The following is a 22,714-nucleotide window of genomic DNA, read 5'->3' as shown; positions in this document are numbered from 1 at the left end:
TTTTTTTGCCCGCGACAAAACCTGCTGACAGTATGCTGTCAGGAGCCCTCCCATACACTCCTTTTGAACTCAATAACGAGCAGGAGGAAGTATGAATAACGTGATTAACTGGTTTGAAATTCCGGTCGCCGATATGGATCGCGCCGTCGCGTTTTATGAGCCGGTGATGCAGGTGACGCTGCGTCGCGAAACCATGGACTGCGCCGAGCTGGCGGTGTTCCCGCATCAGGACCCGGCCCCCGGCGGCGCGCTGGCCAAATTTGAGGGTATCGCGCCTTCAGCGCAGGGCGCTATTATTTACCTGCATACAGACCATCTTGCCGCCACACTCGACCGCGTCGCCTCGGCGGGTGGGGCGTGTGTTTTCGGGCCGCTGACGCTGCCGAATAATATTGGCACCATCGCGCTGTTTACTGACAGCGAGGGCAACCGCGTCGGCCTGCATCAACCGGCTTAACCTGAACTTTTTGTGAAGTGAAACATGACCCGACGCGCCGACCGTTTATTTCAGATTGTGCAGATCCTGCGCGGCAGGCGGCTCACCACCGCCTCGCTGCTGGCGGAGCGGCTGGGCGTGTCGGAGCGCACCGTGTATCGCGATATTCGCGATCTCTCCCTCTCCGGCGTGCCGGTGGAGGGGGAGGCGGGTAGCGGCTACCGGCTGCTGGCGGGCTACGATCTGCCGCCGCTAATGCTGACCACCAAAGAATCCGAAGCGCTGATCGCCGCGATCCGGCTGCTGAAAACCTGGGGCGGCGAGGCGCTGTCGCAATCGCTGGAATCCGCACAGGAGAAGATGCTGGCGATCCTGCCGGAGGCGCGCCGACGCCAGGCGGAGCAGACCCGCCTGTTTGCCCCCGATCTCGGCGCCCATCGCTATGCCAAAACCTTCTTTGACATCATTCATCAGGCGGTCTCCGGCCAGCAGGTGCTGGCGTTGCGCTATCAGGATGAGTCCGGTCGGGTGACCGAGCGCGACGTGCTGCCGCTGGGGCTGTTTTTCTGGGGGGAGCGCTGGCTGCTGGTAGCCTGGTGTGAGCTGCGCAATGATTATCGCAACTTTCGCCTCGACCGCTGTCTGGCGGTCAGGGCGACCGAGCGTCGATTCAGCGAGTGCGCCGACCGCTCGTTAAATGATTTTCTGCGCAAGGTTCGGTGCGACGTGTGGGAGAAATAAAAACGCCCGGATGGCCCGGGCGTTGTCTTGCCGTTTCAGCAATTAGAAGTTGTAACCAACCACGAAGTAACCACCCCAGCCGGTTGAGCGGACGCTGAAATCGCCATCGCCGAAGTTCAGCTTGGCATCGTCAGCCCACTGGCCGCCGTTATGGAAGTAACGGGCCACTACCGAGTAGTGCCAGTGCGCGTAGTTCAGCGCCAGGATGTGGCTGGAGGCGATGGAGTTGCTGGTGCGCGCGTGCTTCCCGTTCAGATCGTAGAAGTTGTCATCGCCGAGGTCAGAACCCCAGTCGAAGTTGGTGAAGCCGATGTAGCTCAGCGAACCGCCCCACAGGTCGGTCAGCGGCACAAAGTATTTCACTTTGAAGCGGTAGCCGTCCCACTCGTTCTCATTGGACGCGCCGTAGTTCTGCCACTGGTATTTGGCGTAGACGTTCAACGACAGGCTCATCGGCAGGCCGGTGTCGATATCGGTACCCAGACCCATATACCAGGTGCTCTGCTCCTGGGAATCATTGCGGCCCATATCGTAGATATAGTTGTTCGCGAAATACCACTCTTTGAACGGCCCGAAGCTCAGATCGGTGTTGGTCAGCTTGTCGATAGAGAAGCGCGGTTCGATCTCCATAAACAGCGGAGAACCGTTGTTCCAGATACCTTTTGCCGTGCTATTGCCGCCGAAGAACACCGGAGCATCGATATAGCCGTAAAAATCAAACCAGTCTTTTTTGGCGAACGCTTCGTATTCCAGATAGGTATCGTTACGGATCTGCGGTCCGAAACGGGTGTGGTAGCTCCCTACCACGTTAACACTCTGGTGCCACCAGTCAGACAGATACTGCGGTTTGTCGTTTTCTGCCGCGCCCGCGGTAAAAGAAGTGGAGAGCGCCACAACCGCACCCGCTGCCAGTAATGTTTTTTTCATAGTAATGCCACTGTTTAAATTGAGCCTGAAGGCGTTAAAAGAAGTGCCGAAGCGTTTCTAAATATTTCGTCTTTCTGTGGAGGTCTATTATAGGAATCATTGCTCACAAAAATACGTGTTGTTTCACATAACCAGAACATGCGTAATCGATTGCGTTCACGATTCTATGCATTTCTTGACAAAATGCTACTGAAAATCGCGATGCAGAACGATTTCTAATGAACTCTTGTGAAAAGTTGTAAGTGGAGAAGAATGACGGGGCAGGATGTCGCCGGGCAGGGGAAAGCCCGGCGCAAAGGCTTACTGTGCGGCGGCGGGCTGGATATCGTGGACGCGAATAAAACCGACTTTGTCCGGCGTTACGTTCAGGCGCAGCGGGATGTTGACATCGCTGGGGGCGAGGATGCTGGCCGGGGCGCTGATCAACTGATCCTGAACATTCACTTCCTGGTAGCTGTGGGTAGTGCCGGTGATCTGTCCGGAGGCGACGGTGGCGGTAAAGGCCGGCAGCGGATCGTTGGATTCGCCCTGAATACGTAACGTCAGGCGTGACCCGTCGCCATCCGGCGTAATGCTCGCCACCGACATGCGCAGGGTGCCGATCTGGCTCTCCAGCCGCGCCGGGGTTTTCGCCTCCGGCAGCAAATAGACGCCGCGGGTAGATTTCGCGTTCAGCGCGTTTTGCTGGGTAATTTTGATCGTTTGCTGATTGAGCTGGGTCATCTCCTGGCTCAGGGTGCTCACGCTCTGGTGCATCTGGCGGATTTCGCTTTGCTGGGCGCAGGCGGTAAGGGTAAACAGGCTGCCCGCGATGGCGAGTTTCAGGTAACGTCTTGTCATGGTCAGGATTCCGTTTGCAGAGGATGCTTAATGGTAGCCAAACCGCCTGTCTCTCCCATAGATCCTTTGTCTCAAAAGCTCTTTCTTTGTAGTCAGGTCACTTCGCGGTAAACTACCCTTCAGTTTAACTACCTGTCAGGACGCGCTATGCATTGCCCTTTCTGTTTCGCCGTGGATACCAAAGTGATTGACTCTCGTCTGGTGGGGGAAGGCTCTTCCGTGCGTCGCCGTCGGCAGTGTCTGGTCTGTAATGAGCGCTTTACCACCTTCGAAGTGGCGGAGCTGGTGATGCCCCGGGTGGTGAAGAGTAACGATGTGCGTGAACCCTTCAACGAAGACAAGCTGCGCAGTGGGATGCTGAAAGCGCTGGAGAAACGTCCGGTCAGCGCCGATGACGTCGAAATGGCGGTCAACCATATCAAAACCCATCTGCGCGGAACCGGCGAGCGCGAAGTGGCCAGCAAAATGATCGGCAATCTGGTGATGGAACAGCTGAAAAAACTGGATAAAGTCGCCTATATTCGCTTCGCGTCGGTCTATCGCAGCTTCGAAGATATCAAAGAATTCGGCGAAGAGATCGCCCGCTTACAGGACTAAGCCATGCAGGACGAAATGTACATGGCGCGTGCGCTTAAGCTCGCCGCCCGCGGTCGCTTTACCACCCATCCTAACCCTAACGTTGGCTGTGTCATTGTAAAAGACGGCGAGATCGTCGGCGAAGGGTTCCACTATCGCGCCGGCGAGCCGCACGCCGAAGTGCACGCCCTGCGGATGGCGGGGGAACAGGCGCGAGGCGCCACCGCCTATGTCACCCTTGAGCCCTGCAGCCACCACGGCCGTACGCCGCCGTGCTGCGATGCGCTGATTGCCGCCGGCATCAGCCGCGTGGTCGCCGCGATGCAGGATCCGAACCCGCAGGTGGCGGGGCGCGGCCTGTACCGTCTGCAGCAGGCCGGTATTGAAGTCAGCCACGGGCTGATGATGAACGAGGCGGAAGCGCTGAACAAGGGCTTCCTGAAGCGGATGCGCACCGGTTTTCCCTGGGTGCAGCTCAAGCTGGGTGCTTCGCTGGACGGCCGCACGGCGATGGCCAGCGGCGAAAGCCAGTGGATCACCTCCCCGCAGGCGCGACGCGACGTGCAGCGTCTGCGCGCACAGAGCCATGCCATCCTGACCAGCAGCGCCACCGTGCTGGCGGACGATCCGGCGCTGACCGTGCGCTGGCAGGAGCTGAGCGCCGATACCCAGGCGCTGTATCCCCAAGAGAATTTGCGCCAGCCGCTGCGCGTCGTCATCGACAGTCAGAACCGCGTCACGCCTGAGCATCGTATTGTGCAGCAGGCGGGGGAAACGCTGTTTGCCCGCCTGGGCGCCGATGAGCGCCAGTGGCCGGACAGCGTGCGCACGCTGCTGGTTCCGGAACATAACGGCCATCTCGATCTGGTGCTGCTGATGATGCTGCTTGGCAAACAGCAGATCAACAGCGTCTGGGTGGAGGCGGGGGCCACGCTTGCCGGGGCGCTGCTGCAGGCGGGGCTGGTCGACGAGCTTATCGTCTATATTGCGCCTAAACTGTTAGGCAATGCGGCGCGTGGATTATGCGCGCTGCCGGGGCTTGAAGAACTGAGCCAGGCGCCCCATTTTAAATTCAATGAGATACGTCAGGTTGGCCCGGATGTCTGCCTGCATTTAACCACTGCGTGAGGCTTTCCTGATTATTAGGAAGCAGCGCTCAGAATAATATGATAAAATCCGCCCCCCTTGCGGGGCACATGAACCCGAAGGAAGAGTATGAACATTATTGAAGCTAACGTTGCTACCCCGGACGCTCGCGTCGCCATCACCATTGCGCGTTTCAACAACTTTATCAATGACAGCCTGCTGGAAGGTGCGATTGACGCCCTGAAACGCATTGGTCAGGTAAAAGATGAAAACATCACCGTTGTTTGGGTTCCAGGCGCGTATGAGCTGCCGCTGGCGGCTGGCGCACTGGCGAAAACCGGTAAATATGACGCGGTGATCGCGCTGGGTACGGTGATTCGCGGCGGTACCGCCCACTTTGAATATGTGGCAGGCGGTGCCAGCAATGGCCTGGCGCACGTCGCTCAGGACAGCGAAATCCCGGTAGCCTTTGGTGTTCTGACCACTGAAAGTATTGAACAAGCCATTGAGCGCGCTGGCACCAAAGCCGGTAACAAAGGCGCAGAAGCTGCGCTGACCGCGCTGGAAATGATTAACGTATTGAAAGCCATCAAGGCCTGATTTTTGTAAGGGGAATTCCGTGAAACCTGCTGCTCGTCGCCGCGCCCGTGAGTGTGCCGTTCAGGCGCTCTACTCCTGGCAGTTGTCCCAGAACGACATCGCTGATGTCGAATACCAGTTCCTGGCGGAACAGGACGTAAAAGATGTTGATGTTCTGTATTTCCGCGAACTGCTGTCCGGAGTGGCGACTAACAGCGCGTACCTCGACGGCCTGATGAAGCCCTACCTGTCCCGTCAGCTGGAAGAGCTGGGTCAGGTGGAAAAAGCGGTGCTGCGTATCGCGCTGTTTGAGCTGTCCAAACGCGATGACGTACCGTATAAAGTGGCCATCAATGAAGCTATCGAACTGGCGAAAACCTTCGGCGCTGAAGATAGCCACAAGTTCGTCAACGGTGTGCTGGACAAAGCGGCTCCGGTAATTCGTCCCCACAAGAAGTAAACTGCAGGCCGGGTTTTGCGAGGGTCGTCTCGCAACCCGGCCTTATTTATTATTTTGCTGAGGCATAACGTATGGCATGTGGCGAATTCTCCCTGATTGCCCGTTATTTTGATCGCGTTAAAAGCGCTCGTCTTGATGTCGAGACCGGTATCGGCGACGACTGCGCTCTCCTGAATATTCCCGAGAAAAAAACGCTGGCAATCAGCACCGACACTCTGGTGGCGGGCAATCACTTCTTACCCGATATCGACCCGGCCGACCTCGCCTATAAAGCCCTGGCGGTGAACCTGAGCGACCTCGCAGCGATGGGCGCGGAGCCGGCGTGGCTCACCCTGGCGCTGACCTTGCCGGAGGTGGATGAAGCCTGGCTGGAAGCCTTCAGCGACAGCCTGTTTGTCCAGCTTGACTACTACGATATGCAGCTGATTGGCGGCGACACCACCCGTGGCCCGCTCGCCATGACTCTGGGTATCCACGGCTTTGTGCCGCCTGGGCGCGCTATGAAACGTTCAGGTGCGAAGCCGGGAGACTGGATCTATGTCACCGGTACCCCGGGGGACAGCGCCGCCGGCCTGGCGCTGTTGCAGAACCGGCTGACGGTGGATACGCCGACTGACGCCGACTATTTGCTGGCCCGTCACCTGCGTCCGATGCCCCGCGTGCTGCAGGGCCAGGCGCTGCGCGACCTGGCGACGTCGGCGATCGATCTCTCCGACGGCCTGATCTCCGATCTGGGTCATATTCTCAAAGCCAGCGGCTGTGGCGCGCGCATCGATCTTGATGCCATGCCGTACTCTGACGCGATGCTACGCCAGGTTGATTCTGAGCAGGCGCTGCGCTGGGCGCTCGCCGGTGGCGAAGACTACGAGCTGTGCTTTACCGTACCGGAACTGAACCGTGGGGCGCTGGACGTGGCCCTTGGCCATCTTGGCGCGCGTTTTACCTGTATCGGACAGATTGCGCCGGAGAGCGAAGGTCTGCAGTTTATCCGCGACGGTAAGCCGGTCACGCTTGATTTAAAGGGATACGATCACTTTGCGTAGTCGAGACGAGGCGCTTAGCCGCCTGAGTATGCGTAATCCATGGCATCTGCTGGCGACCGGTTTTGGCAGCGGCTTAAGCCCGGTGGTGCCGGGCACGATGGGGTCGCTGGCGGCGATCCCGTTCTGGTATCTGATGACTTTTCTCCCCTGGCAGCTCTACTCGCTGGTGGTGATGATGAGCATCTGTATCGGGGTCTATCTGTGCCATCGCACGGCCAAAGATATGGGCACCCATGACCACGGCAGCATCGTCTGGGACGAGTTCGTCGGGATGTGGATCACCCTGATGGCGCTGCCGACCCTGGACTGGCAGTGGGTGGCCGCCGGCTTCGTCATTTTCCGTATCTTCGATATGTGGAAACCGTGGCCGATTCGCTGGTTTGACCGTAATATTCACGGCGGAATGGGGATCATGGTGGACGATATCGTCGCCGGCGTGATCTCCGCCGGCGTGCTGTATGTTATTGGCCATCACTGGCCCATCGGTCTGCTTTGACCGCTTCTCCCCGGCAGCGCCATGCTGTCGGGGAAACCACGCCCGTCACTTAAATCCCACCACCGGATGCGGCTGATAGGGCGCCTCCAGTTTGTCGATCTGTTCCGGAGATAGCGTCAAATCCACCGCCTGCAACAGGTCATCGAGCTGTTCCTGACGCGACGGACCGATAATTGGCGCGGCGACGCCGGGCTTGCTTAACAGCCAGGCGAGGGCGACCTGCGCGCGACTGGCGTCGAGCTCTTCCGCCACGTCCGCGAGATTCCCGGCGATCTGCGCGTCGTTCTCTTCGCTGGTGCTGTAAAGCGATTTGCCGAACTCATCCGAGACCAGCCGGGCGGTGGTCTCACCCCATGGGCGGGTCAGCCTGCCGCGCGCCAGCGGGCTCCACGGGATCACCGCCACGCCGTTACGCTGGCACAGGGGCAGCATCTCATTCTCTTCTTCCCGGTAAATCAGGTTGTAGTGATCCTGCATGGTGACGAAGCGCGCCCAGCCGTTCTGCTGCTGAAGCGCCAGCGCCTGGGCAAACTGCCGGGCATGCATGGACGAGGCGCCGATATAGCGCGCTTTGCCGGCTTTCACCACCTCGTCCAGCGCTTCGAGCGTCTCTTCAATCGGGGTGCTGTAGTCCCAGCGGTGGATCTGCAACAGGTCGACATAGTCCATACCGAGACGGCGCAGGCTGTCGTCGATAGAGCGCAGGATCTGCTCCCGGGAAAGCCCTTCCGCCAGATCGCCGACCTGGTGATAGACCTTGGTGGCGACAACCACCTCGTCGCGGCGGGCAAAGTCGCGCAGAGCGCGGCCGACGATCTCTTCGCTACTGCCGTCGGAGTAGCTGTTTGCGGTATCGAAGAAGTTGATGCCGCCTTCAATGGCGTGCTGGATGAGCGGGCGACTGCTCTCTTCCGGAAGCGTCCAGGCGTGTCTGCCGCGGTCCGGCTCGCCGAAGGTCATGCAGCCGAGGCAGAGTCGGGAAACACGTAAGGCAGTATCGCCGAGGGGGATATAGTGCATGGTGCGCTCCTGCTATTCATCAAGGGTATCCCTTAAGCATAGCAGGAGCGGGAGGGGCGATTATGCCAGCCAGTCGAGGATTTTGGCTTCAATACCGGCGGCATCGAGGCCGAGGTCGGCGCGGATCTCTTCCTGAGTGCCCTGCGGAATAAAGACGTCCGGCAGGCCAATATTGAGCACCGGTACCGCCCGGCGATGGGCCATCAGCACTTCATTCACGCCGCTGCCGGCGCCGCCCATAATGGCGTTCTCTTCCAGCGTCACCAGAACGTCGTGCTCGCCTGCCAGCTGCAGGATCAGCGCGGTATCCAGCGGCTTCACAAAGCGCATGTCCACCAGGGTGGCGTTGAGTTTGTCCGCCACCGCTGCGGCCTCCGGCAGCAGGGTGCCGAAGTTGAGGATCGCTACCTTCTCGCCCTGGCGTTTCACTACCCCTTTGCCGATCGGCAGCGATGCCAGCGGCTCCAGCGTCGCGCCGGTGCCGCTGCCGCGCGGATAGCGCACCGCGCAGGGGCCGTCGCTGTAGTGGTAGCCGGTGTACAGCATCTGGCGGCATTCATTTTCATCGCTCGGCGTCATCACCACCATATCCGGAATACAGCGCAGGAAGGAGAGATCGAACGCCCCCTGATGCGTCTGGCCGTCTGCGCCGACAATCCCGGCGCGGTCGATGGCAAACAGCACCGGCAGCTTCTGAATAGCCACATCGTGGATCACCTGATCGTAGGCTCGCTGCAGGAAGGTGGAGTAGATGGCCACCACTGGTTTGTAGTCGCCAATCGCCAGTCCGGCGGCGAAGGTGACTGCATGCTGCTCGGCGATGGCGACATCAAAGTACTGATCGGGGAATTTCTTCGAAAATTCCACCATCCCTGAACCTTCGCGCATCGCCGGGGTGATGGCCATTAGCTTGCTGTCTTTGGCCGCCGTTTCGCACAGCCAGTCGCCGAAGATTTTCGAATAGGAAGGGAGACCGCCGCTGCTTTTGGGCAGTACGCCGCTGGTATGGTCGAACTTTGGCACCGCGTGGAAAGTGATCGGGTCTTTCTCGGCGGGCTCATAGCCGCGGCCTTTTTTGGTCATAATATGCAGGAACTGCGGGCCCTTCAGGTCGCGCATGTTCTTCAGGGTGCTGACCAGACCGAGCACATCGTGGCCATCCACCGGGCCGATGTAGTTAAAGCCCAGCTCTTCAAACAGCGTCCCAGGCACCACCATGCCTTTGATATGCTCTTCGGTCCGCTTAAGCAGTTCTTTAATCGGCGGTACGCCGGAAAAGACCTTTTTGCCGCCTTCGCGCAGGGTGGAGTAGAGCTTACCGGAGAGCAGCTGCGCCAGATGATTATTCAGCGCCCCGACGTTCTCGGAGATCGACATTTCATTGTCATTCAGCACCACCAGCAGGTCGGGTTTGATATCCCCGGCGTGGTTCATCGCTTCAAACGCCATCCCGGCGGTGATCGCCCCGTCGCCAATCACGCACACCGCGCGCCGCTGTTTATCCTCTTTCGCGGCGGCGATAGCCACCCCGATGCCAGCGGAAATGGAGGTGGAGGAGTGACCGACGCTCAGCACGTCGTACTCGCTTTCACCGCGCCACGGGAAGGGGTGCAGGCCGCCTTTCTGGCGAATGGTGCCGATTTTGTCGCGGCGGCCGGTCAGAATTTTATGCGGGTAGGCCTGGTGACCGACGTCCCAGATCAGGCGATCGAAGGGCGTGTTATAGACGTAGTGCAGCGCCACGGTCAGTTCCACCGTGCCGAGGCCAGAGGCAAAGTGACCGCTGGAGCGGCTGACGCTGTCCAACAGGTAGCGCCGCAGCTCATCACACAGCTTCGGCAGGCTCTCTTTTGGCAACAGGCGCAACTCCTGGGTGGAATCTACCAGCGCCAGGGTCGGGTATTTGGCAATATCAAAACTCATCAGAGACTCATTTATTGTTTATTTATCGCGCTGAATAATGTAATTCGCGAGCGCTTCCAGTGCCGAAGTATCCAGAGATTGTGCGGCCAGTTCATCTAACGAACGGCGGGCATCAGCGATCAGGTCGTGCGCTTTCTTCCGGGCTTGCTCAAGACCCAGGAGGGCGGGATAGGTGCTTTTACCCAATTGCTGGTCGGCACCCTGACGTTTGCCAAGAGTCGCAGTATCCCCTACCACGTCGAGAATGTCATCCTGGACCTGGAAGGCCAGGCCGATATTTTCCGCATAGCGATCCAGCGCGGGCAGGGCGGCACGCCCGCGCTCGCCGGCGCTCAGCGCCCCCATGCGGACGGCGGCGCGGATTAGCGCGCCCGTTTTGTGGCGGTGGATACGTTCCAGCGCCTGCAGATTCACCTGCTGTCCTTCCGCCTGTAGATCCAGCGCCTGGCCGCCGCACATGCCCGCCACGCCGCTGGCCTGCGCCAGTTCGGAAACCATCGCCAGACGATCCCGGTCAGGGACGTCCGTCATCGGCGCATCACTGAGTATAGAGAACGCCAGCGTTTGCAGGGCATCTCCCGCAAGAATTGCGTTGGCTTCGCCAAATTTAATATGGCAGGTCGGCAGTCCGCGACGCAGATCGTCATCATCCATCGCCGGCAAATCATCATGCATCAGAGAATAAGCATGAATGCATTCGACCGCGGCGGCAGGGGCATCCAGCGTGGTGCGGCTCACGCCGAACATCTCGCCGGTAGCGTAGACAAGGAAGGGACGCAGGCGTTTACCGCCTAAGAGTGCGCCATAATGCATCGCTTCCACCAGCGGAGTGTTCTGAAAGGGCTGCGGCGCGATAAAACGGCGCAGCGCCTCGTTAGCCTGTTCCACACAGGCCTGCAATTGTTGCGGGAAATCCATTTATTCAGCGTCCGGCGTAAAAGGCGTGGTCGGGGAATCTTCACTATCCGCCAGCAGGATCTGCACGCGCTGTTCGGCCTGCTGCAGCTGGCTTTGCCCCTGGCGGGCCAGCTGGACCCCGCGCTCAAATTCGCTGAGCGCTTCTTCTAACGGCAAATCGCCGCTTTCCAGACGGTTTACGATCTGCTCCAGTTCGCCCAGTGCAGTTTCAAAGCTGGCCGGGGCCTCATTTTTCTTTGGCATAGTGAATATAGACTCTTGTTATTTCGCGACGGCAATACCGGGTATGGTAACGAAGTCACGCGTGTAAGCAAATAACGCGCAATGGTGATATAATCCGCGCCCAGGATGCAGGCACCGGTGTGCGCTGCTTTACAACTTTTGCTTAAAGCCCCGTCGGGCTTGCCAACGAACTATTGTCGCCATGAAGTTTATCATTAAATTGTTCCCGGAAATCACCATCAAAAGCCAATCTGTGCGGTTGCGCTTCATTAAAATCTTAACCGGGAACATTCGTAACGTTCTCAAAAACTATGACGAGACGCTGGCCGTCGTTCGCCATTGGGATCATATCGAAGTTCGCGCGAAAGATGAAAATCAGCGCCCGGCTATTCGCGATGCGCTGACCCGTATTCCCGGCATCCACCATATTCTGGAAGTCGAAGACGTACCGTTCACCTCGCTGCACGATATTTTTGAGCAGACGCTGCCGCTGTGGCGCGAGGCGCTGGAAGGCAAAACCTTCTGCGTGCGGGTGAAGCGTCGCGGCAAACATGAATTCACCTCAATTGAGGTGGAGCGCTACGTCGGCGGCGGCCTGAATCAGCATATTGAAACGGCGCGCGTGAAGCTGACCGACCCGGACGTTACCGTCAATCTTGAGATTGAAAACGATCGCCTGCTGCTGGTGAAAGGCCGCTATGAAGGTATCGGCGGTTTCCCGATCGGCACGCAGGAAGATGTGCTGTCGCTGATTTCCGGCGGCTTTGACTCCGGCGTCTCCAGCTACATGCTGATGCGCCGCGGCTGCCGCGTGCACTACTGCTTCTTTAACCTTGGCGGCGCCGCCCATGAGATTGGCGTCCGCCAGGTCGCGCATTACCTGTGGAACCGCTTCGGCAGCTCTCACCGCGTTCGCTTTGTGGCGATTAACTTTGAGCCGGTGGTCGGCGAAATCCTTGAAAAAGTGGATGACGGCCAGATGGGCGTGGTGCTCAAGCGCATGATGGTCCGCGCCGCGTCAAAAGTCGCGGAACGCTACGGCGTGCAGGCGCTGGTCACCGGCGAAGCGCTGGGCCAGGTCTCCAGTCAGACTCTCACCAACCTGCGCCTGATCGACAACGTTTCCGATACCCTGATCCTGCGTCCGCTGATTTCGCATGATAAAGAGCACATCATCGACCTGGCCCGCGAGATCGGTACGGAAGATTTCGCCCGCACGATGCCGGAGTACTGCGGCGTGATCTCCAAGAGCCCGACCGTGAAGGCGGTGAAGGCGAAGATTGAAGCGGAAGAAGAACACTTCGATTTCAGCATCCTCGATAAAGTGGTGGAAGAGGCGAGCAATATCGATATCCGCGAAATCGCCCAGCAGACGGAAGAGACGGTGGTGGAAGTGGAAACCGTGAACGGCTTTGGTGCCAACGACGCGATCCTCGACATTCGCTCCATCGACGAGCAGGAAGACAAGCCGCTTAAGGTCGAGGGGGTTGAAGTTGTTTCTCTGCCGTTCTACAAGCTGAGCACCAAGTTTGGCGATCTCGATCAGAGTAAAACCTGGCTGCTGTGGTGCGAACGCGGAGTGATGAGCCGTCTGCAGGCGCTTTATTTGCGCGAGCAGGGCTTCAGCAACGTGAAAGTTTATCGCCCGTAACAGGTTGTTATGATGCAAAAGGCCTTCCCTGATGGAAGGCCTTTTTACTATTGGCAGGGGAGTGTATTAGCGCAGGGTCAGCGCCAGGTCATTGAGTTGATCGATGACAATATTCCAGCCCTCGAAAAATCCCATCTGCTCATGCTGCTCGCGGGTTTCATCATCGGCATGCAGCACCGTAGCCGTATAGCGACACCCGCCCTGTTCATCGGCAAAAGTGATGATGGCCGTCATCGCGAAGGGGGAAACGGCGGGGCGATAATCCGCCGTCAGCATCGAGGTCATGACGATTTTTTGTTGCGGGATAACCTCAAGAAAACAGCCGGGGTTATCGCTGCGTTCACCGTCAGGGCCGTGCATCACGGTGTGAAAGGCCCCGCCGGCGCGAAAATCAAAGGTCAGAACCTCGGTTTGCCAGGGCTTCGGGCACCACCAGGTTCGGAGTAATGCCGGGTCGGCCCACGCGCGCCACAGGGCTGCGGCGGGCGCGCTGAGCAGGCGGCTGATAACAAGATCGCGAGAATCGGTTGCGCTACGGGACATGCTACGACTCCTCAGGAAAAGGGGGAGCCAGTCCGCGGCGCGGACCGGCTATCAGGCTTCGTAGTAATTATAGATGCCGGCGGCCATCACCAACTGTGAGGCGACCTCATACGCTTTCTCGCGCCCCACCAGCAGATCGATCATTTTCAGGGCGAAATCAATCGATGTCCCTGGACCCTGGCTGGTTAACAGATTCACCCGCGGATCCCAGACCACCCGCTTATCCTGCCACTGATCGGCGGGGATCTGCGCCTTCAGCGCTGGAAAACCGGTCATGTTGCCGATCGGGAACAGATGATGAGGTACCAGCACGGTCGCCGGAGCGGCGCAGATAGCGGCCACAATGCGCCCAGAGAGATGAAACTGGCGGACGGTTTCCACCAACAGCGGGCTGTCGCGAAAGCACTCCGCTCCCTTGAGGCCGCCCGGGAGGACGATAATATCGAAATCGCCATCGGCCACCTCGACCAGAGGAGCATCCGCCAGCAGCTTGACGCCGCGCGAGCAGACGATGGTCAGGCCGCCGTCGCTGGCGACGCTGGCGGTGGTCACCTTCACCCCGCCGCGGACCAGCAGGTCGATAGTGGTGACCGCTTCGGTCTCTTCGCTACCAGGGGCGAGGCAAATCAGTGCCGACGCGCTCATATTCATTCTCCTTACGCTTGACCAGTTCAAATAAGCGGGCGTTTTCCGGTACGGCAACGCCGTGGGCGCGGGCGCGGTTGAGCAGAAAACCGGTGATATAGTCGATCTCCGTGTGCCGCTGGGCGCGAACGTCCTGCAGCATGGATGAGATATTTTCTGCCGTACTTTCAATCACCTGTTCGACATAAAATAGCAGGTTTTCCGCCGAGGTATGAATACCTTCGCGCTCCATCACTGCCGCCACCTCGCGACAAATGGCCGCAACTTCCTGCGGATAGTCGCGCAGATCGCCATTTTTACACCCTTTTATCGCGGTCAGGGGGTTAATCACGCAGTTAACCGCGAGTTTGCGCCAGGTGGCCGAGAAAATATTGTTGTGCCAGGCGACATCCGGCAGCACGTTCTGCAGCACTTCAGCGAGGTAGCTGTAGTCCTGTTCGTAGCTTTTCGCCGGCCCGATATGCGTGGTGCCCTGGGCGACGTGGATGATGACATTCCCGTCCCGGCGAGCCGCCTGGGTGGTGGAGGCCAGCAGCAACGGCTGTTTCACGCTGCGCAGCTCCTCGACGGTTCCCATGCCGTTATGCACCAGCACAATCGGCGTGGTGTCCGGCAGGATCGCGGCCAGGTGCTTCACCGCGTTTGAAACCTGCCAGGCTTTTAAAGTGACAATCAGCAGCTCGCTGCTGGCAAGAAAATCGGGATCGTTGGCCGTCAGCGACTCGTTGAACACCGAGCCGTCGGTTTCAATGACGTTGACGCTACAGAATGGCTGCGGCACGCGCAGCCAGCCCTGGACTTCATGTCCCTGTTTGCACAACGCGGTCAGCCATAGTTGCCCCAGTGCACCGCATCCCAGTACGGTTACTTTCATTGTTCCTCCTCATCTGCCGCTACCCCAGGCGCTGATGACTAAAGTCTATCTCGTCGCTTTTCGCATCGTCGCACGGAAAGGGAGTTTCGGCGTCGTCGGGCAGCATGGGGAAAATAGCGCGAGCGTTGCGTAATCAGCTAAGCTTCCGGGATAACAAGTTGAGTTATGCCGCGTTGCAGGTATTATGCAACGCAAAAGAAACGGAAGGAGAGGAAAAGATGCCATCTTTCGATATTGTCTCTGAAGTTGATCTTCAGGAAGCCCGTAACGCGGTAGACAACGCGAGCCGCGAAGTTGAGTCGCGTTTTGATTTTCGTGGCGTTGAAGCCACGTTTGAATTAAACGACGCCAACAAGACCATTAAAGTACTGAGCGAGTCTGACTTCCAGGTGAACCAGCTGCTGGATATCCTGCGCGCCAAGCTGCTCAAGCGCGGCATTGAAGGCACCTCCCTCGACGTGCCGGAAGATATCGTACACAGCGGTAAAACCTGGTTTGTTGAAGCGAAGCTGAAGCAGGGCATTGAAAGCGCGGTGCAGAAGAAGATCGTTAAACTGATCAAAGACAGCAAGCTGAAAGTGCAGGCCCAGATTCAGGGCGAAGAGATCCGCGTGACCGGTAAGTCCCGCGACGATCTGCAGTCGGTGATGGCGCTGGTGCGCGGTGGCGATCTGGGACAACCGTTCCAGTTCAAAAACTTCCGCGACTAAGGCGGCCGACAGACAGCAAAAAGCGGGGAATTCCCCGCTTTTTTTATACCCCTTTGATGAGCTGCTCTATCTCGAAGCGGTTGGTGACTTTGCTGTCGATTTTGATATACACCGAACGCTCCTCGGGCACCACCAGCGCCTGATGAACCCCGCTGGCATTCAGCAGACGCGCCTGCAGCGCGCTGTCGACCACCACGCCGTCCGGTACCTCTACCCGCAGGCTGCTGACGTAGGGCGGCTCGCTCATGGTGCTGGCCACCAGCAGCCACAGCATCGCCAGCAGGGCGCCCAGCAGAAACACAGTCTGCGAATCAAAGAAACCATCGACCCAACCGCCAAGGGCGCCGCCAATCGCCACCCCGAGGAACTGGCTGGTGGAGTAAACGCCCATCGCGGTGCCTTTGTAGCCCGCCGGCGACTCTTTGCTAATCAACGACGGCAGCAGCGCTTCCAGCAGGTTAAACGCCAGGAAGAAGAGCTGAACGCCCGCCACCAGCTCCCAGAAGTAGCCTCCGGCGCCCCAGAGGACAATCTCCGCAATCAGCAGGATGGCGACGCAGAGCAAAAAGACGCGCTTCATCTTACGCTTCACTTCGGCGTAGATGATAAACGGCACCACCGAGATGAAGGAGATAACCATGGTGACCAGGTAAATCTTCCAGTGCTCGGCGGCCGGGAAGCCGGCGGCCTCCAGCTGTCCGGGCAGCGCGACAAAAGTGGACATCAGCATGATGTGCAGGCACATGATGCCAAAGTTGAGCTTCAACAGGCGCGGCTCCGCCAGCACCTTGCTAAAGCAGCCCTTCACCATCCCGGATTCGCGGTTAAGCACGTGGTTCTGGCTGTTGGGAACCACCCACAGGGTGAGCAGAATGCCGACGGTCGCCAGGATGGCGATCATCCAGAACAGGGCGTGCAGACCCAGCTGATGGGTAATAATCGGCCCCAGCACCATGGCGATAGCGAAAGTGACGCCGAAGCTGACGCCAATAAACGCCATCGCTTTAGTGCGGTTCTGTTCGCGGGTGAGATCGGAGAGCAGGGCCATGACCGCGGCGGCGATGGCGCCGGAGCCCTGAAGGGCGCGGCCAAGAATGATGCCCCAGATGGAGTCGGTGAGCGCGGCGATGACGCTGCCGAGCACGAAAATAAGCAGGCCGCCGACGATCAACGGCTTACGGCCAATACGGTCAGATAACAGTCCAAAGGGGATCTGGAACACCGCCTGCGCCAGACCGTAGATGCCGATCGCCAGGCCAATCAGCGCTTCACTGGCGCCCTGCAATGCCATGCCATACGTGGTCAGAACCGGCAGGACCATAAACATGCCAAGCATGCGCAGGGAGAATACCGTCCCCAAACCCCAGGTCGCGCGCAGTTCCCCTGGCGTCATTTTGTTATCGTTCATTACCACCTCAATATAAAAACTGCGCCTAGTGTAGCGGCGGGGGTAAGAAGCGTAAATAAATGTTTGTTTAACAGATATTACGGGGCTGTTGCGCGATGCGACAAGTTGGTAAAAATCAATAAACCAGTGGAGGAGGACTCCACTGGCGAGGGGGAAAATTAAGGTAAAGTAAAGTCAACCCACTGGCTGCCGGCATCAGCCGATTTGACGCATTGCTCGACCCAATAGACGCCGTGCAGACCGGCTTCGACGTCCGGATACCAGAAGTCTTGCAGGAAGGCGCGATCGTCACGGTCCGTAGCGTCAATCGCCTGCGCATAGCGGCGATAGAGGTTGGCCCAGGCTTCAAACAGCCCTTCCGGATGACCGCCGCCGATGCGATCGTCCGCCAGCGCGTTTGCGCTCAGGTAGGGCATCCCGCGTTCCAGAATGCGCGCCGGCTCGCCCTGCACCTCATAGCTGAGCTGGTTAGGATGCTCATCCCACCATTCGATACTCGCTTTTTCGCCGACGATGCGTACTTTTTGCGAGTGCATGGCGCCGCTGTTCACCGCGCTGGTCCACATCGAGCCAACCGCGCCGTTGTCATATTCCATCAGGACAAAGGCGTTATCTTCCAGCGGCGCGCGAGAGGGAACAAAGCTCTGGCGGGAGCACATCAGCCGTTTGATATTGAGCTGTGGCGCCATGGTTTCGGCGACAAACAGCGGATGGGTGGCCAAATCTCCCAGCACATAGCTGGGCCCGGCGAACTTCGGCGTCACGCGCCAGCGGGTGGATTCTGCCTGCAGCTCCACGGCCTGGTTATGAAAGCCGTGGGCGAACTGCATATTGACGATGCGGATCTCGCCGAGCAGCCCATCGGCAATCATCTGCCGCGCCTGCTGGATCATCTGATAGCCGGCATAGCCGTAGGTGACGCCGACGATTTTGTTCTGTTTTTTACTCAGGTCCACCAGTTCGCGTGCCTCTTCGGCGGTAAAACAGAGGGGCTTTTCACAGATGACATGGAGGCCCGCTTCCAGCGCCGCTTTGGTGATGGCGAAATGGGTATTATTCGGGGTGGTGACCGAGACGACCTCGATCCCGTCAGGACGCTGAGCCTCTTCACGAAACAGGGTCTGGTAGTCGGCGTAGCAGCGCTCCGGCGCGATGCCAAGCTGCTCACCGAACGCGCGCCCGCGCTCGGCATCGACGTCAAGCGCGCCGGCCAGTAGGGTGTAAACATTGTCACGCAGCGCCGCACAGCGGTGGCTGTAGCCGATCTGGCTGGTTCCCCCGCCGCCGACCATGCCCCAACGCAGGGAACGGGATAAGGGTTTCAGACCGTTTAACATGGTGCTCTCCTTTTTGAAATCATTCGCACTCTGAGGCGCTCAATGCCGACGCCTGCGGCAACGCGCATCCGGATAGACTGACCTAAACTTAAGGAAATATTTGTTCTGTTTCAATTGCATTGTGGAATTTATTTTTCATATATGCGAAGGGGATCGAATAAGCAGAAGTTTATTTTCCGCTGGGTTGGAAAGGAGAGGGGAATCAACGGCGACGGGTACAGGCCGGAATGTGGCGGAATGCTTTTCGTTACAGAGCAAGATGAAATAAATTTTCTTTTTAACCTCAACGTGCGGTGCAATCCGCAGATTGCACCGGAGGAAGACGACGACATTACGCTCCGCGCACAGATGCGGGGGCTGGCGAAGCGGCGGGAGGATTACCGGCCGCAAAGATACCCTTCGCCGCCAGGCCTGCGACGGTGAGGGCTGCCGGGATGCCGAGGATCAAAAAGACGCTTTCGAAGGGCAGGTTGAGCGCCATCATCTCAGCGCCAGCAAAGGCGCTGAGGATCGCGCCGATCCGCCCGACGCCGTGCATCCAGCTGGATCCCGTCGCTCGCGCCTGCGTGGGGTAGTAACGGGCGGAGAGGGCGTTCATGCCGGTATTGGCGCCGTTCAGGCAGGCGCCGCTGATAAACGCCAGCATACAGAGCAGGGCAAAGCTGCCCGCCGCGTAGCCCATCGCCATGGTAAACAGGCCGCCGACGGCGTAGATCATCCCCAGCGCGCGATGGGGATTGATGCGGTCCATCAGCCAGCCGGCAAACAGCGAGCCGAGGGTACCTCCCGCCTGGTAGATGGCCGTCATGACGGCCGCCTGGCTGACGGTAAGCCCGACCTCCTTAACCAGCGTTGGCAGCCAGCTGCCGAGAATATAGACGAGGAACAGCCCCATAAAGTAGACCAGCCATAGCATCAGCGAGCCAAAGCCATACTGGCGGGAGAGCACAATGCGCATCGCATTCCCGGCCGCCGGCTGCGCCGGCAGGATAAACGTCACGTTGTCGCTGATTTGTCCGGGATAAAGACGATTGAGGATGGCGCGAATGCGCGCCGCAGGCGCTTGTTTTATCACCAGAAAACGAACCGATTCCGGCAGCCGCCAGATAAGCAGGGGGGCAAACAGCAGCGGCAGAATGCCGCCGAGCGCCATCAGCGAGTGCCAGCCAAACTGCGGGATCAGCCATGACGCGGTAAATCCTCCGGCCGCCGCGCCGAAGGTGAAGCCGCAGAAGATGACGGTAATAATAAATGAGCGCTGGCGTTCCGGAGCGTATTCCGACACCAGCGTCCCGATGTTCGGCATCGCGGCGCCCAGTCCGAGGCCGGTCATAAAGCGGAAGAACATCATCTGCTCAATGTTGTGCGAGAAGGCGGTGGCGATGGTCCAGAAGCCGAAGAAGAAGACGCTGTTGATGATGATCTTCTTGCGTCCCAGCCAGTCGGCGAGCGGGCCAGAGAAAATCGCGCCCAGCGCGAGGCCGATCAGCGCGGCGCTAATCACCAGGCCCAACTGGTGGTTGCTTACCCCCCACTCCAGCTTCAGCGTCGGGGCGATAAAGCCCATGATCGCGATATCAAACCCATCAAGAGCGATAACGCAAAAGCCGAGAAAAATAATCTGCTTTTGAAAGCGGCTCAGAGGATTACGGTTAATTAACTCTCTGACATCCAGGCGTTGAGTCTGTGTCATAGCGTATTCCTTATGCGCAGGAGCGCAGGTAGGGCTGCGCGGCATTGAACAGTAATTGCGCCCGCTGGAGGGGCGGCAGGGCGCCCTGCTCACTGTCCAGCGGCACTTCGAGGGAGACCGGTAGCGTTGCCGGCAGTGCCGCCATCAGACCGTGCAGATCCAGACCGCCTTCCCCCGGCACGTTGCGCGCTGAGCGGGCCTGGCGGATGAGCTCCTGCTCGCTTTCCGGCCGCTGCGCCGCGCCATCGCAGAGTTGCATATAGTTCAGATGATGCGCGGGCAGGCTGGAGAGGGCGGCGAGCGATTCCCCCGCGCGCCAGAAATGAAGGGCGTCCACCAGGATGCCGATATCTTCCCGCCCGCTGGCGGCGATCAGCGCCTGCGCATCGGCGATCGTGCGCAGCTGGGTCCAGGGCATCGGCTCAAGGTTCATGGTCAGGCCAAATGAGCGACCGGCTGCGGCGAGAGTGGCCAGGTTGTCGGCGCTGCGCTGCAGGTTGTCGTCATTCCCGGCGACTAACACCTGTCCGGCGCCAAGCCGCGCGGCGGTCTCCATAAAGCGCTGCAGCCGATCGTCGAGGGTAAACCCCGGGCTGAGGCGGACGATCTCCACGTCCGAGACGCGGATGCCGGTTTCCATCAGCGCGGCCAGGGTCGCGCGGACGGCGGGGGTATCGCCCAGCATGTTGTAGTCCGGGTCGGCGGGTGTGGCGGGCAGCAGCCGCAGTCCCACGTGGGTAAAACCGGTTCTGGCCGCTATCCGCACCTGTTCGGGGGGAGGGACATCGAGCAGGCTCAGCGCGGCGAGCGATAGGGTACGCATGTTCATAAAGGGCTCCGGTACAGTTGCAGGTGAAGTTAGCCAGGGGTGTTGCCGTCCCTGGTTTTTATTGCTTTGTTTTTATTGTGTTTGCCGCCAGATTTTTGCCCACCAGGTAGCCGAAGGTCATAGCCGGCCCGAGGGTGATCCCTCCGCTGGGGTAATAGCCGCGCATCACGCTCGACATGTCGTTGCCGATGGCGAACAGACCCGGTATCGGCTGCTGCTGCCCATCCAACACCCGAGCGTGCTCGTCGGTTTGTAACCCGCTAAAGGTGCCCAGCGAGCCGGGCAGAATGCGCACCGCGTAGAACGGCCCTTCGCGCAGCGGTCCGAGCGTCACCTGATGGTCACCCTGCGCGCGGTTATAGGCCGATGCGCCGCGGTGAAAATCGATGTCTTCACCGGTGCTGGCAAAATGGTTAAAGCGTGCAACGGTTTCCGCCAGCGCATCGGTATCGATGGCGCACCGCTTCGCCAGCTCGGCAAGGGTGTTTCCTCGCCGCAGATAGCCGGTACGCAGCCAGGCGGTAGGGGAGAACGGAAAGGGCCTGGCGTGGCCCAGGCCATAGCGGCGCAGCGCGCGCCGATCGGCCAGCAGCCAGGCCTGCGGCGTGTCGCCCGCGGGCGTCGCCGCCAGCAGGGCGGCGATAAAGTCGTGATAGGAGTCGGCCTCGTTAACAAAGCGTTTGCCGTTAGGCAGGACGGCGATCACCCCGGGCTTGGCGCGTTCCACCAGATGGGGAAACATCAGCTGCTGGCCGCTGGCGAGGGTGACGCGGGACACCGGCGCCCAGGCCAGCGGGTGGCGCAGGCGGGTATCGAACTGGCCGCCGGCGGATTCGCCAAGGCGGATCCCCTCGCCCTGATTGTCAGGCGGCGCGGCGGAGAAATGGCCGTAACCCTCCGCGGCATGAGGCACCACCTGCGCCAGGCGCTGCCGATCGTGGGGAAAACCGCCGCAGGCCAGCACCACGGCGCCCGCTTCGACGAGTATCTCCCCGCCGTCGCTGCGCAGCACTGCACCGGACACTCCCTGCGGACCCTGCAGCAGTCTGACCGCCGGGGCGTTGAGCTGAAAACGCACCCCGGCGTCGAGGGCGGATCGCAGCAGACGGGCGACCAGCGCATTGCCATTGACCAGATGCAGCCCTCGTCCGGCGCGCAGCCGCTGCCAGCCGTGGCGCAGCAGGCGGCGGGCGGCATACAGCGCAGAGTGCGGCGAGCGGGTCGCGTTGAAAAAATGCGCCATGTCCGCGCCGCCGGCGATGCCCATCCCGGCCAGGCTGATGGTCTCCAGCGGCGGGCGCAGTCGGTGGAGCCAGTCGCCGAGCAGGCGGCCATCGTAGGGCTGAGCGGTGACCGACCGCCCACCGTTCGCCGCGCCCGGCGACGCGTGAAAGTCCGGCATGGCGCTGCCCGACAGAAACTTCACCGCCGTCCGTTGATGAAAAAAATCCACCATTTCCGGCCCGTAATGCAGGAAGGTCTGCAGGCGAACGTCGGCGGCTTCTCCCCCCATCTCATGCTGCAGATAGGTCAGCGGGGCATCGGCCGCTTCGTCGATGCCCTCCGCTCGCGCCAGCGGGTTGCGGGGGATCCACAGCCAGCCGCCGGACCAGGCGCTGGTCCCGCCGAGCACTGACGCTTTCTCCGCCACCATGACGCTGGCGCCGTGCACTGCCGCGGTGACCGCGGCAGAGAGTCCCGCCGCGCCGGATCCGACCACCAGCACATCCACCTTCACAGGCCCGCTCATGATGGAC

24 protein-coding genes are annotated in these 22,714 nt (G+C 59.7%); 10 read left to right on the top strand and 14 right to left on the bottom strand.

The genetic code is table 11. The annotated features are described in order from the left end of the window. Positions 1-91 precede the first annotated feature (91 nt). On the top strand, positions 92-457 hold the full coding sequence (locus MKS11_RS09110; protein WP_004204838.1) for a VOC family protein: 366 nt from the start codon (positions 92-94) through the stop codon (positions 455-457). Positions 458-481: 24 nt separating this feature from the next. Next, entirely contained in the window at positions 482-1,177 is a 696-nt protein-coding gene (locus tag MKS11_RS09105; protein WP_004204837.1) for a YafY family protein, read from the top strand. A 42-nt stretch (positions 1,178-1,219) separates the two neighbouring features. Here the strand turns inward: MKS11_RS09105 and MKS11_RS09100 are convergent, their stop codons facing one another. Together MKS11_RS09100 and MKS11_RS09095 are read right to left on the bottom strand one after the other, a co-directional pair. After that, positions 1,220-2,104 carry a nucleoside-specific channel-forming protein Tsx gene (locus MKS11_RS09100; protein WP_004204836.1) on the bottom strand — a complete coding sequence of 295 codons (885 nt, stop codon included), beginning with the start codon at positions 2,102-2,104 and terminating at the stop codon, positions 1,220-1,222. Between the two features lie 300 nt (positions 2,105-2,404). Beyond that, entirely contained in the window at positions 2,405-2,944 is a 540-nt protein-coding gene (locus MKS11_RS09095) for a DUF3251 domain-containing protein (RefSeq protein ID WP_004204835.1), read from the bottom strand. 147 nt (positions 2,945-3,091) lie between these two features. Here MKS11_RS09095 and nrdR point away from each other — a divergent pair, with 147 nt between their 5' ends. The 6 genes from nrdR (at position 3,092) to pgpA (ending at position 7,184) form a co-directional block, all read left to right on the top strand. Continuing rightward, entirely contained in the window at positions 3,092-3,541 is a 450-nt protein-coding gene (gene nrdR, locus MKS11_RS09090) for a transcriptional regulator NrdR (RefSeq protein WP_002890417.1), read from the top strand. 3 nt (positions 3,542-3,544) lie between these two features. Next, positions 3,545-4,648 carry a bifunctional diaminohydroxyphosphoribosylaminopyrimidine deaminase/5-amino-6-(5-phosphoribosylamino)uracil reductase RibD gene (ribD, locus tag MKS11_RS09085; RefSeq protein WP_004204834.1) on the top strand — a complete coding sequence of 368 codons (1,104 nt, stop codon included), beginning with the start codon at positions 3,545-3,547 and terminating at the stop codon, positions 4,646-4,648. Positions 4,649-4,735: 87 nt separating this feature from the next. Continuing rightward, the gene (ribE, locus tag MKS11_RS09080; protein WP_001021161.1) at positions 4,736-5,206 is read left to right on the top strand and encodes a 6,7-dimethyl-8-ribityllumazine synthase; all 471 of its coding nucleotides are present in this window, start codon (positions 4,736-4,738) and stop codon (positions 5,204-5,206) included. Positions 5,207-5,225: 19 nt separating this feature from the next. Further along, entirely contained in the window at positions 5,226-5,645 is a 420-nt protein-coding gene (gene nusB / locus MKS11_RS09075; RefSeq protein WP_004204833.1) for a transcription antitermination factor NusB, read from the top strand. 71 nt (positions 5,646-5,716) lie between these two features. Then, a complete protein-coding gene (gene thiL, locus MKS11_RS09070; RefSeq protein ID WP_048323155.1) occupies positions 5,717-6,688 on the top strand; it encodes a thiamine-phosphate kinase in 972 nt (323 codons plus the stop codon). Next, a complete protein-coding gene (pgpA, locus tag MKS11_RS09065; RefSeq protein WP_004177266.1) occupies positions 6,681-7,184 on the top strand; it encodes a phosphatidylglycerophosphatase A in 504 nt (167 codons plus the stop codon). Before thiL ends, pgpA begins: the two co-directional genes overlap by 8 nt. 45 nt (positions 7,185-7,229) lie before the next feature. Here pgpA and MKS11_RS09060 read toward each other — a convergent pair whose 3' ends face one another. From MKS11_RS09060 to xseB, 4 genes are read right to left on the bottom strand one after another with little or no spacing between them, the layout of a single operon-like run. After that, complete coding sequence (locus MKS11_RS09060) at positions 7,230-8,204, bottom strand: aldo/keto reductase (RefSeq protein WP_048294247.1); 975 nt, start codon at positions 8,202-8,204, stop codon at positions 7,230-7,232. Between the two features lie 60 nt (positions 8,205-8,264). Then, positions 8,265-10,127 carry a 1-deoxy-D-xylulose-5-phosphate synthase gene (gene dxs, locus MKS11_RS09055; RefSeq protein WP_004204827.1) on the bottom strand — a complete coding sequence of 621 codons (1,863 nt, stop codon included), beginning with the start codon at positions 10,125-10,127 and terminating at the stop codon, positions 8,265-8,267. Between the two features lie 18 nt (positions 10,128-10,145). After that, positions 10,146-11,045 carry a (2E,6E)-farnesyl diphosphate synthase gene (gene ispA, locus MKS11_RS09050; RefSeq protein WP_004204826.1) on the bottom strand — a complete coding sequence of 300 codons (900 nt, stop codon included), beginning with the start codon at positions 11,043-11,045 and terminating at the stop codon, positions 10,146-10,148. Continuing rightward, complete coding sequence (gene xseB / locus MKS11_RS09045) at positions 11,046-11,288, bottom strand: exodeoxyribonuclease VII small subunit (RefSeq protein WP_004204824.1); 243 nt, start codon at positions 11,286-11,288, stop codon at positions 11,046-11,048. It abuts the gene before it with no gap. A gap of 181 nt (positions 11,289-11,469) precedes the next feature. Here xseB and thiI point away from each other — a divergent pair, with 181 nt between their 5' ends. Beyond that, positions 11,470-12,918 carry a tRNA uracil 4-sulfurtransferase ThiI gene (gene thiI, locus MKS11_RS09040; RefSeq protein ID WP_004204823.1) on the top strand — a complete coding sequence of 483 codons (1,449 nt, stop codon included), beginning with the start codon at positions 11,470-11,472 and terminating at the stop codon, positions 12,916-12,918. A 66-nt stretch (positions 12,919-12,984) separates the two neighbouring features. On the opposite strand, the gene MKS11_RS09035 is transcribed toward thiI, so the two are convergent. Genes MKS11_RS09035 through panE form a run of 3 tightly spaced genes read right to left on the bottom strand, consistent with a single transcriptional unit; the run spans position 12,985 to position 14,980 of the window. After that, entirely contained in the window at positions 12,985-13,461 is a 477-nt protein-coding gene (locus MKS11_RS09035; protein WP_048323159.1) for an SRPBCC family protein, read from the bottom strand. Positions 13,462-13,512: 51 nt separating this feature from the next. Next, positions 13,513-14,106, bottom strand: coding sequence for a protein deglycase YajL (yajL, locus tag MKS11_RS09030; RefSeq protein ID WP_004204820.1), 594 nt, complete (start codon positions 14,104-14,106; stop codon positions 13,513-13,515). After that, positions 14,069-14,980 (bottom strand): 2-dehydropantoate 2-reductase, encoded by a 912-nt coding sequence (gene panE / locus MKS11_RS09025; protein ID WP_017898925.1) that lies wholly within the window; start codon positions 14,978-14,980, stop codon positions 14,069-14,071. Before panE ends, yajL begins: the two co-directional genes overlap by 38 nt. A gap of 218 nt (positions 14,981-15,198) precedes the next feature. On the opposite strand from panE, the gene MKS11_RS09020 reads away from it, so the two are divergent. Further along, positions 15,199-15,690, top strand: a complete 492-nt coding sequence (locus tag MKS11_RS09020) for a YajQ family cyclic di-GMP-binding protein (protein WP_002891465.1) — start codon at positions 15,199-15,201, stop codon at positions 15,688-15,690. 43 nt (positions 15,691-15,733) lie between these two features. On the opposite strand, the gene MKS11_RS09015 is transcribed toward MKS11_RS09020, so the two are convergent. The 5 genes from MKS11_RS09015 to MKS11_RS08995 form a co-directional block, all read right to left on the bottom strand. Beyond that, entirely contained in the window at positions 15,734-17,098 is a 1,365-nt protein-coding gene (locus tag MKS11_RS09015) for an MFS transporter (RefSeq protein WP_004204817.1), read from the bottom strand. A 158-nt stretch (positions 17,099-17,256) separates the two neighbouring features. Further along, complete coding sequence (locus MKS11_RS09010; protein WP_004204816.1) at positions 17,257-18,435, bottom strand: Gfo/Idh/MocA family protein; 1,179 nt, start codon at positions 18,433-18,435, stop codon at positions 17,257-17,259. Positions 18,436-18,766: 331 nt separating this feature from the next. Then, complete coding sequence (locus MKS11_RS09005) at positions 18,767-20,128, bottom strand: aromatic acid/H+ symport family MFS transporter (protein ID WP_017898923.1); 1,362 nt, start codon at positions 20,126-20,128, stop codon at positions 18,767-18,769. A 10-nt stretch (positions 20,129-20,138) separates the two neighbouring features. After that, entirely contained in the window at positions 20,139-20,957 is an 819-nt protein-coding gene (locus MKS11_RS09000; RefSeq protein ID WP_087771475.1) for a sugar phosphate isomerase/epimerase, read from the bottom strand. A gap of 58 nt (positions 20,958-21,015) precedes the next feature. Further along, positions 21,016-22,707: an FAD-dependent oxidoreductase gene (locus MKS11_RS08995; RefSeq protein ID WP_087771474.1), complete on the bottom strand. Its 1,692-nt coding sequence runs from the start codon at positions 22,705-22,707 to the stop codon at positions 21,016-21,018. Positions 22,708-22,714 lie beyond the last annotated feature (7 nt).

It is taken from the genome of Klebsiella sp. K5-45, assembly GCF_030128605.1.
Classification (GTDB): domain Bacteria; phylum Pseudomonadota; class Gammaproteobacteria; order Enterobacterales; family Enterobacteriaceae; genus Klebsiella; species Klebsiella quasipneumoniae.
The sequence above is the reverse complement of the archived record's forward strand: the minus strand, read 5'-3'. Positions and strand labels throughout refer to the sequence as shown.

Excerpts from the sequence above, each read along its gene's own strand:
- thiI (WP_004204823.1), top strand. The coding sequence starts at position 11,470 with ATGAAGTTTATCATTAAATTGTTCCCGGAAATCACCATCAAAAGCCAA.
- MKS11_RS09000 (WP_087771475.1), bottom strand. The coding sequence starts at position 20,957 with ATGAACATGCGTACCCTATCGCTCGCCGCGCTGAGCCTGCTCGATGTC.
- MKS11_RS09010 (WP_004204816.1), bottom strand. The coding sequence starts at position 18,435 with ATGTTAAACGGTCTGAAACCCTTATCCCGTTCCCTGCGTTGGGGCATG.
- MKS11_RS09100 (WP_004204836.1), bottom strand. The coding sequence starts at position 2,104 with ATGAAAAAAACATTACTGGCAGCGGGTGCGGTTGTGGCGCTCTCCACT.
- MKS11_RS09020 (WP_002891465.1), top strand. The coding sequence starts at position 15,199 with ATGCCATCTTTCGATATTGTCTCTGAAGTTGATCTTCAGGAAGCCCGT.
- MKS11_RS09005 (WP_017898923.1), bottom strand. The coding sequence starts at position 20,128 with ATGACACAGACTCAACGCCTGGATGTCAGAGAGTTAATTAACCGTAAT.
- yajL (WP_004204820.1), bottom strand. The coding sequence starts at position 14,106 with ATGAGCGCGTCGGCACTGATTTGCCTCGCCCCTGGTAGCGAAGAGACC.
- ispA (WP_004204826.1), bottom strand. The coding sequence starts at position 11,045 with ATGGATTTCCCGCAACAATTGCAGGCCTGTGTGGAACAGGCTAACGAG.
- ribD (WP_004204834.1), top strand. The coding sequence starts at position 3,545 with ATGCAGGACGAAATGTACATGGCGCGTGCGCTTAAGCTCGCCGCCCGC.
- thiL (WP_048323155.1), top strand. The coding sequence starts at position 5,717 with ATGGCATGTGGCGAATTCTCCCTGATTGCCCGTTATTTTGATCGCGTT.
- MKS11_RS09035 (WP_048323159.1), bottom strand. The coding sequence starts at position 13,461 with ATGTCCCGTAGCGCAACCGATTCTCGCGATCTTGTTATCAGCCGCCTG.
- xseB (WP_004204824.1), bottom strand. The coding sequence starts at position 11,288 with ATGCCAAAGAAAAATGAGGCCCCGGCCAGCTTTGAAACTGCACTGGGC.
- nrdR (WP_002890417.1), top strand. The coding sequence starts at position 3,092 with ATGCATTGCCCTTTCTGTTTCGCCGTGGATACCAAAGTGATTGACTCT.
- dxs (WP_004204827.1), bottom strand. The coding sequence starts at position 10,127 with ATGAGTTTTGATATTGCCAAATACCCGACCCTGGCGCTGGTAGATTCC.
- MKS11_RS09015 (WP_004204817.1), bottom strand. The coding sequence starts at position 17,098 with ATGAACGATAACAAAATGACGCCAGGGGAACTGCGCGCGACCTGGGGT.
- panE (WP_017898925.1), bottom strand. The coding sequence starts at position 14,980 with ATGAAAGTAACCGTACTGGGATGCGGTGCACTGGGGCAACTATGGCTG.
- MKS11_RS08995 (WP_087771474.1), bottom strand. The coding sequence starts at position 22,707 with ATGAGCGGGCCTGTGAAGGTGGATGTGCTGGTGGTCGGATCCGGCGCG.
- MKS11_RS09110 (WP_004204838.1), top strand. The coding sequence starts at position 92 with ATGAATAACGTGATTAACTGGTTTGAAATTCCGGTCGCCGATATGGAT.
- ribE (WP_001021161.1), top strand. The coding sequence starts at position 4,736 with ATGAACATTATTGAAGCTAACGTTGCTACCCCGGACGCTCGCGTCGCC.
- MKS11_RS09060 (WP_048294247.1), bottom strand. The coding sequence starts at position 8,204 with ATGCACTATATCCCCCTCGGCGATACTGCCTTACGTGTTTCCCGACTC.
- MKS11_RS09095 (WP_004204835.1), bottom strand. The coding sequence starts at position 2,944 with ATGACAAGACGTTACCTGAAACTCGCCATCGCGGGCAGCCTGTTTACC.
- MKS11_RS09105 (WP_004204837.1), top strand. The coding sequence starts at position 482 with ATGACCCGACGCGCCGACCGTTTATTTCAGATTGTGCAGATCCTGCGC.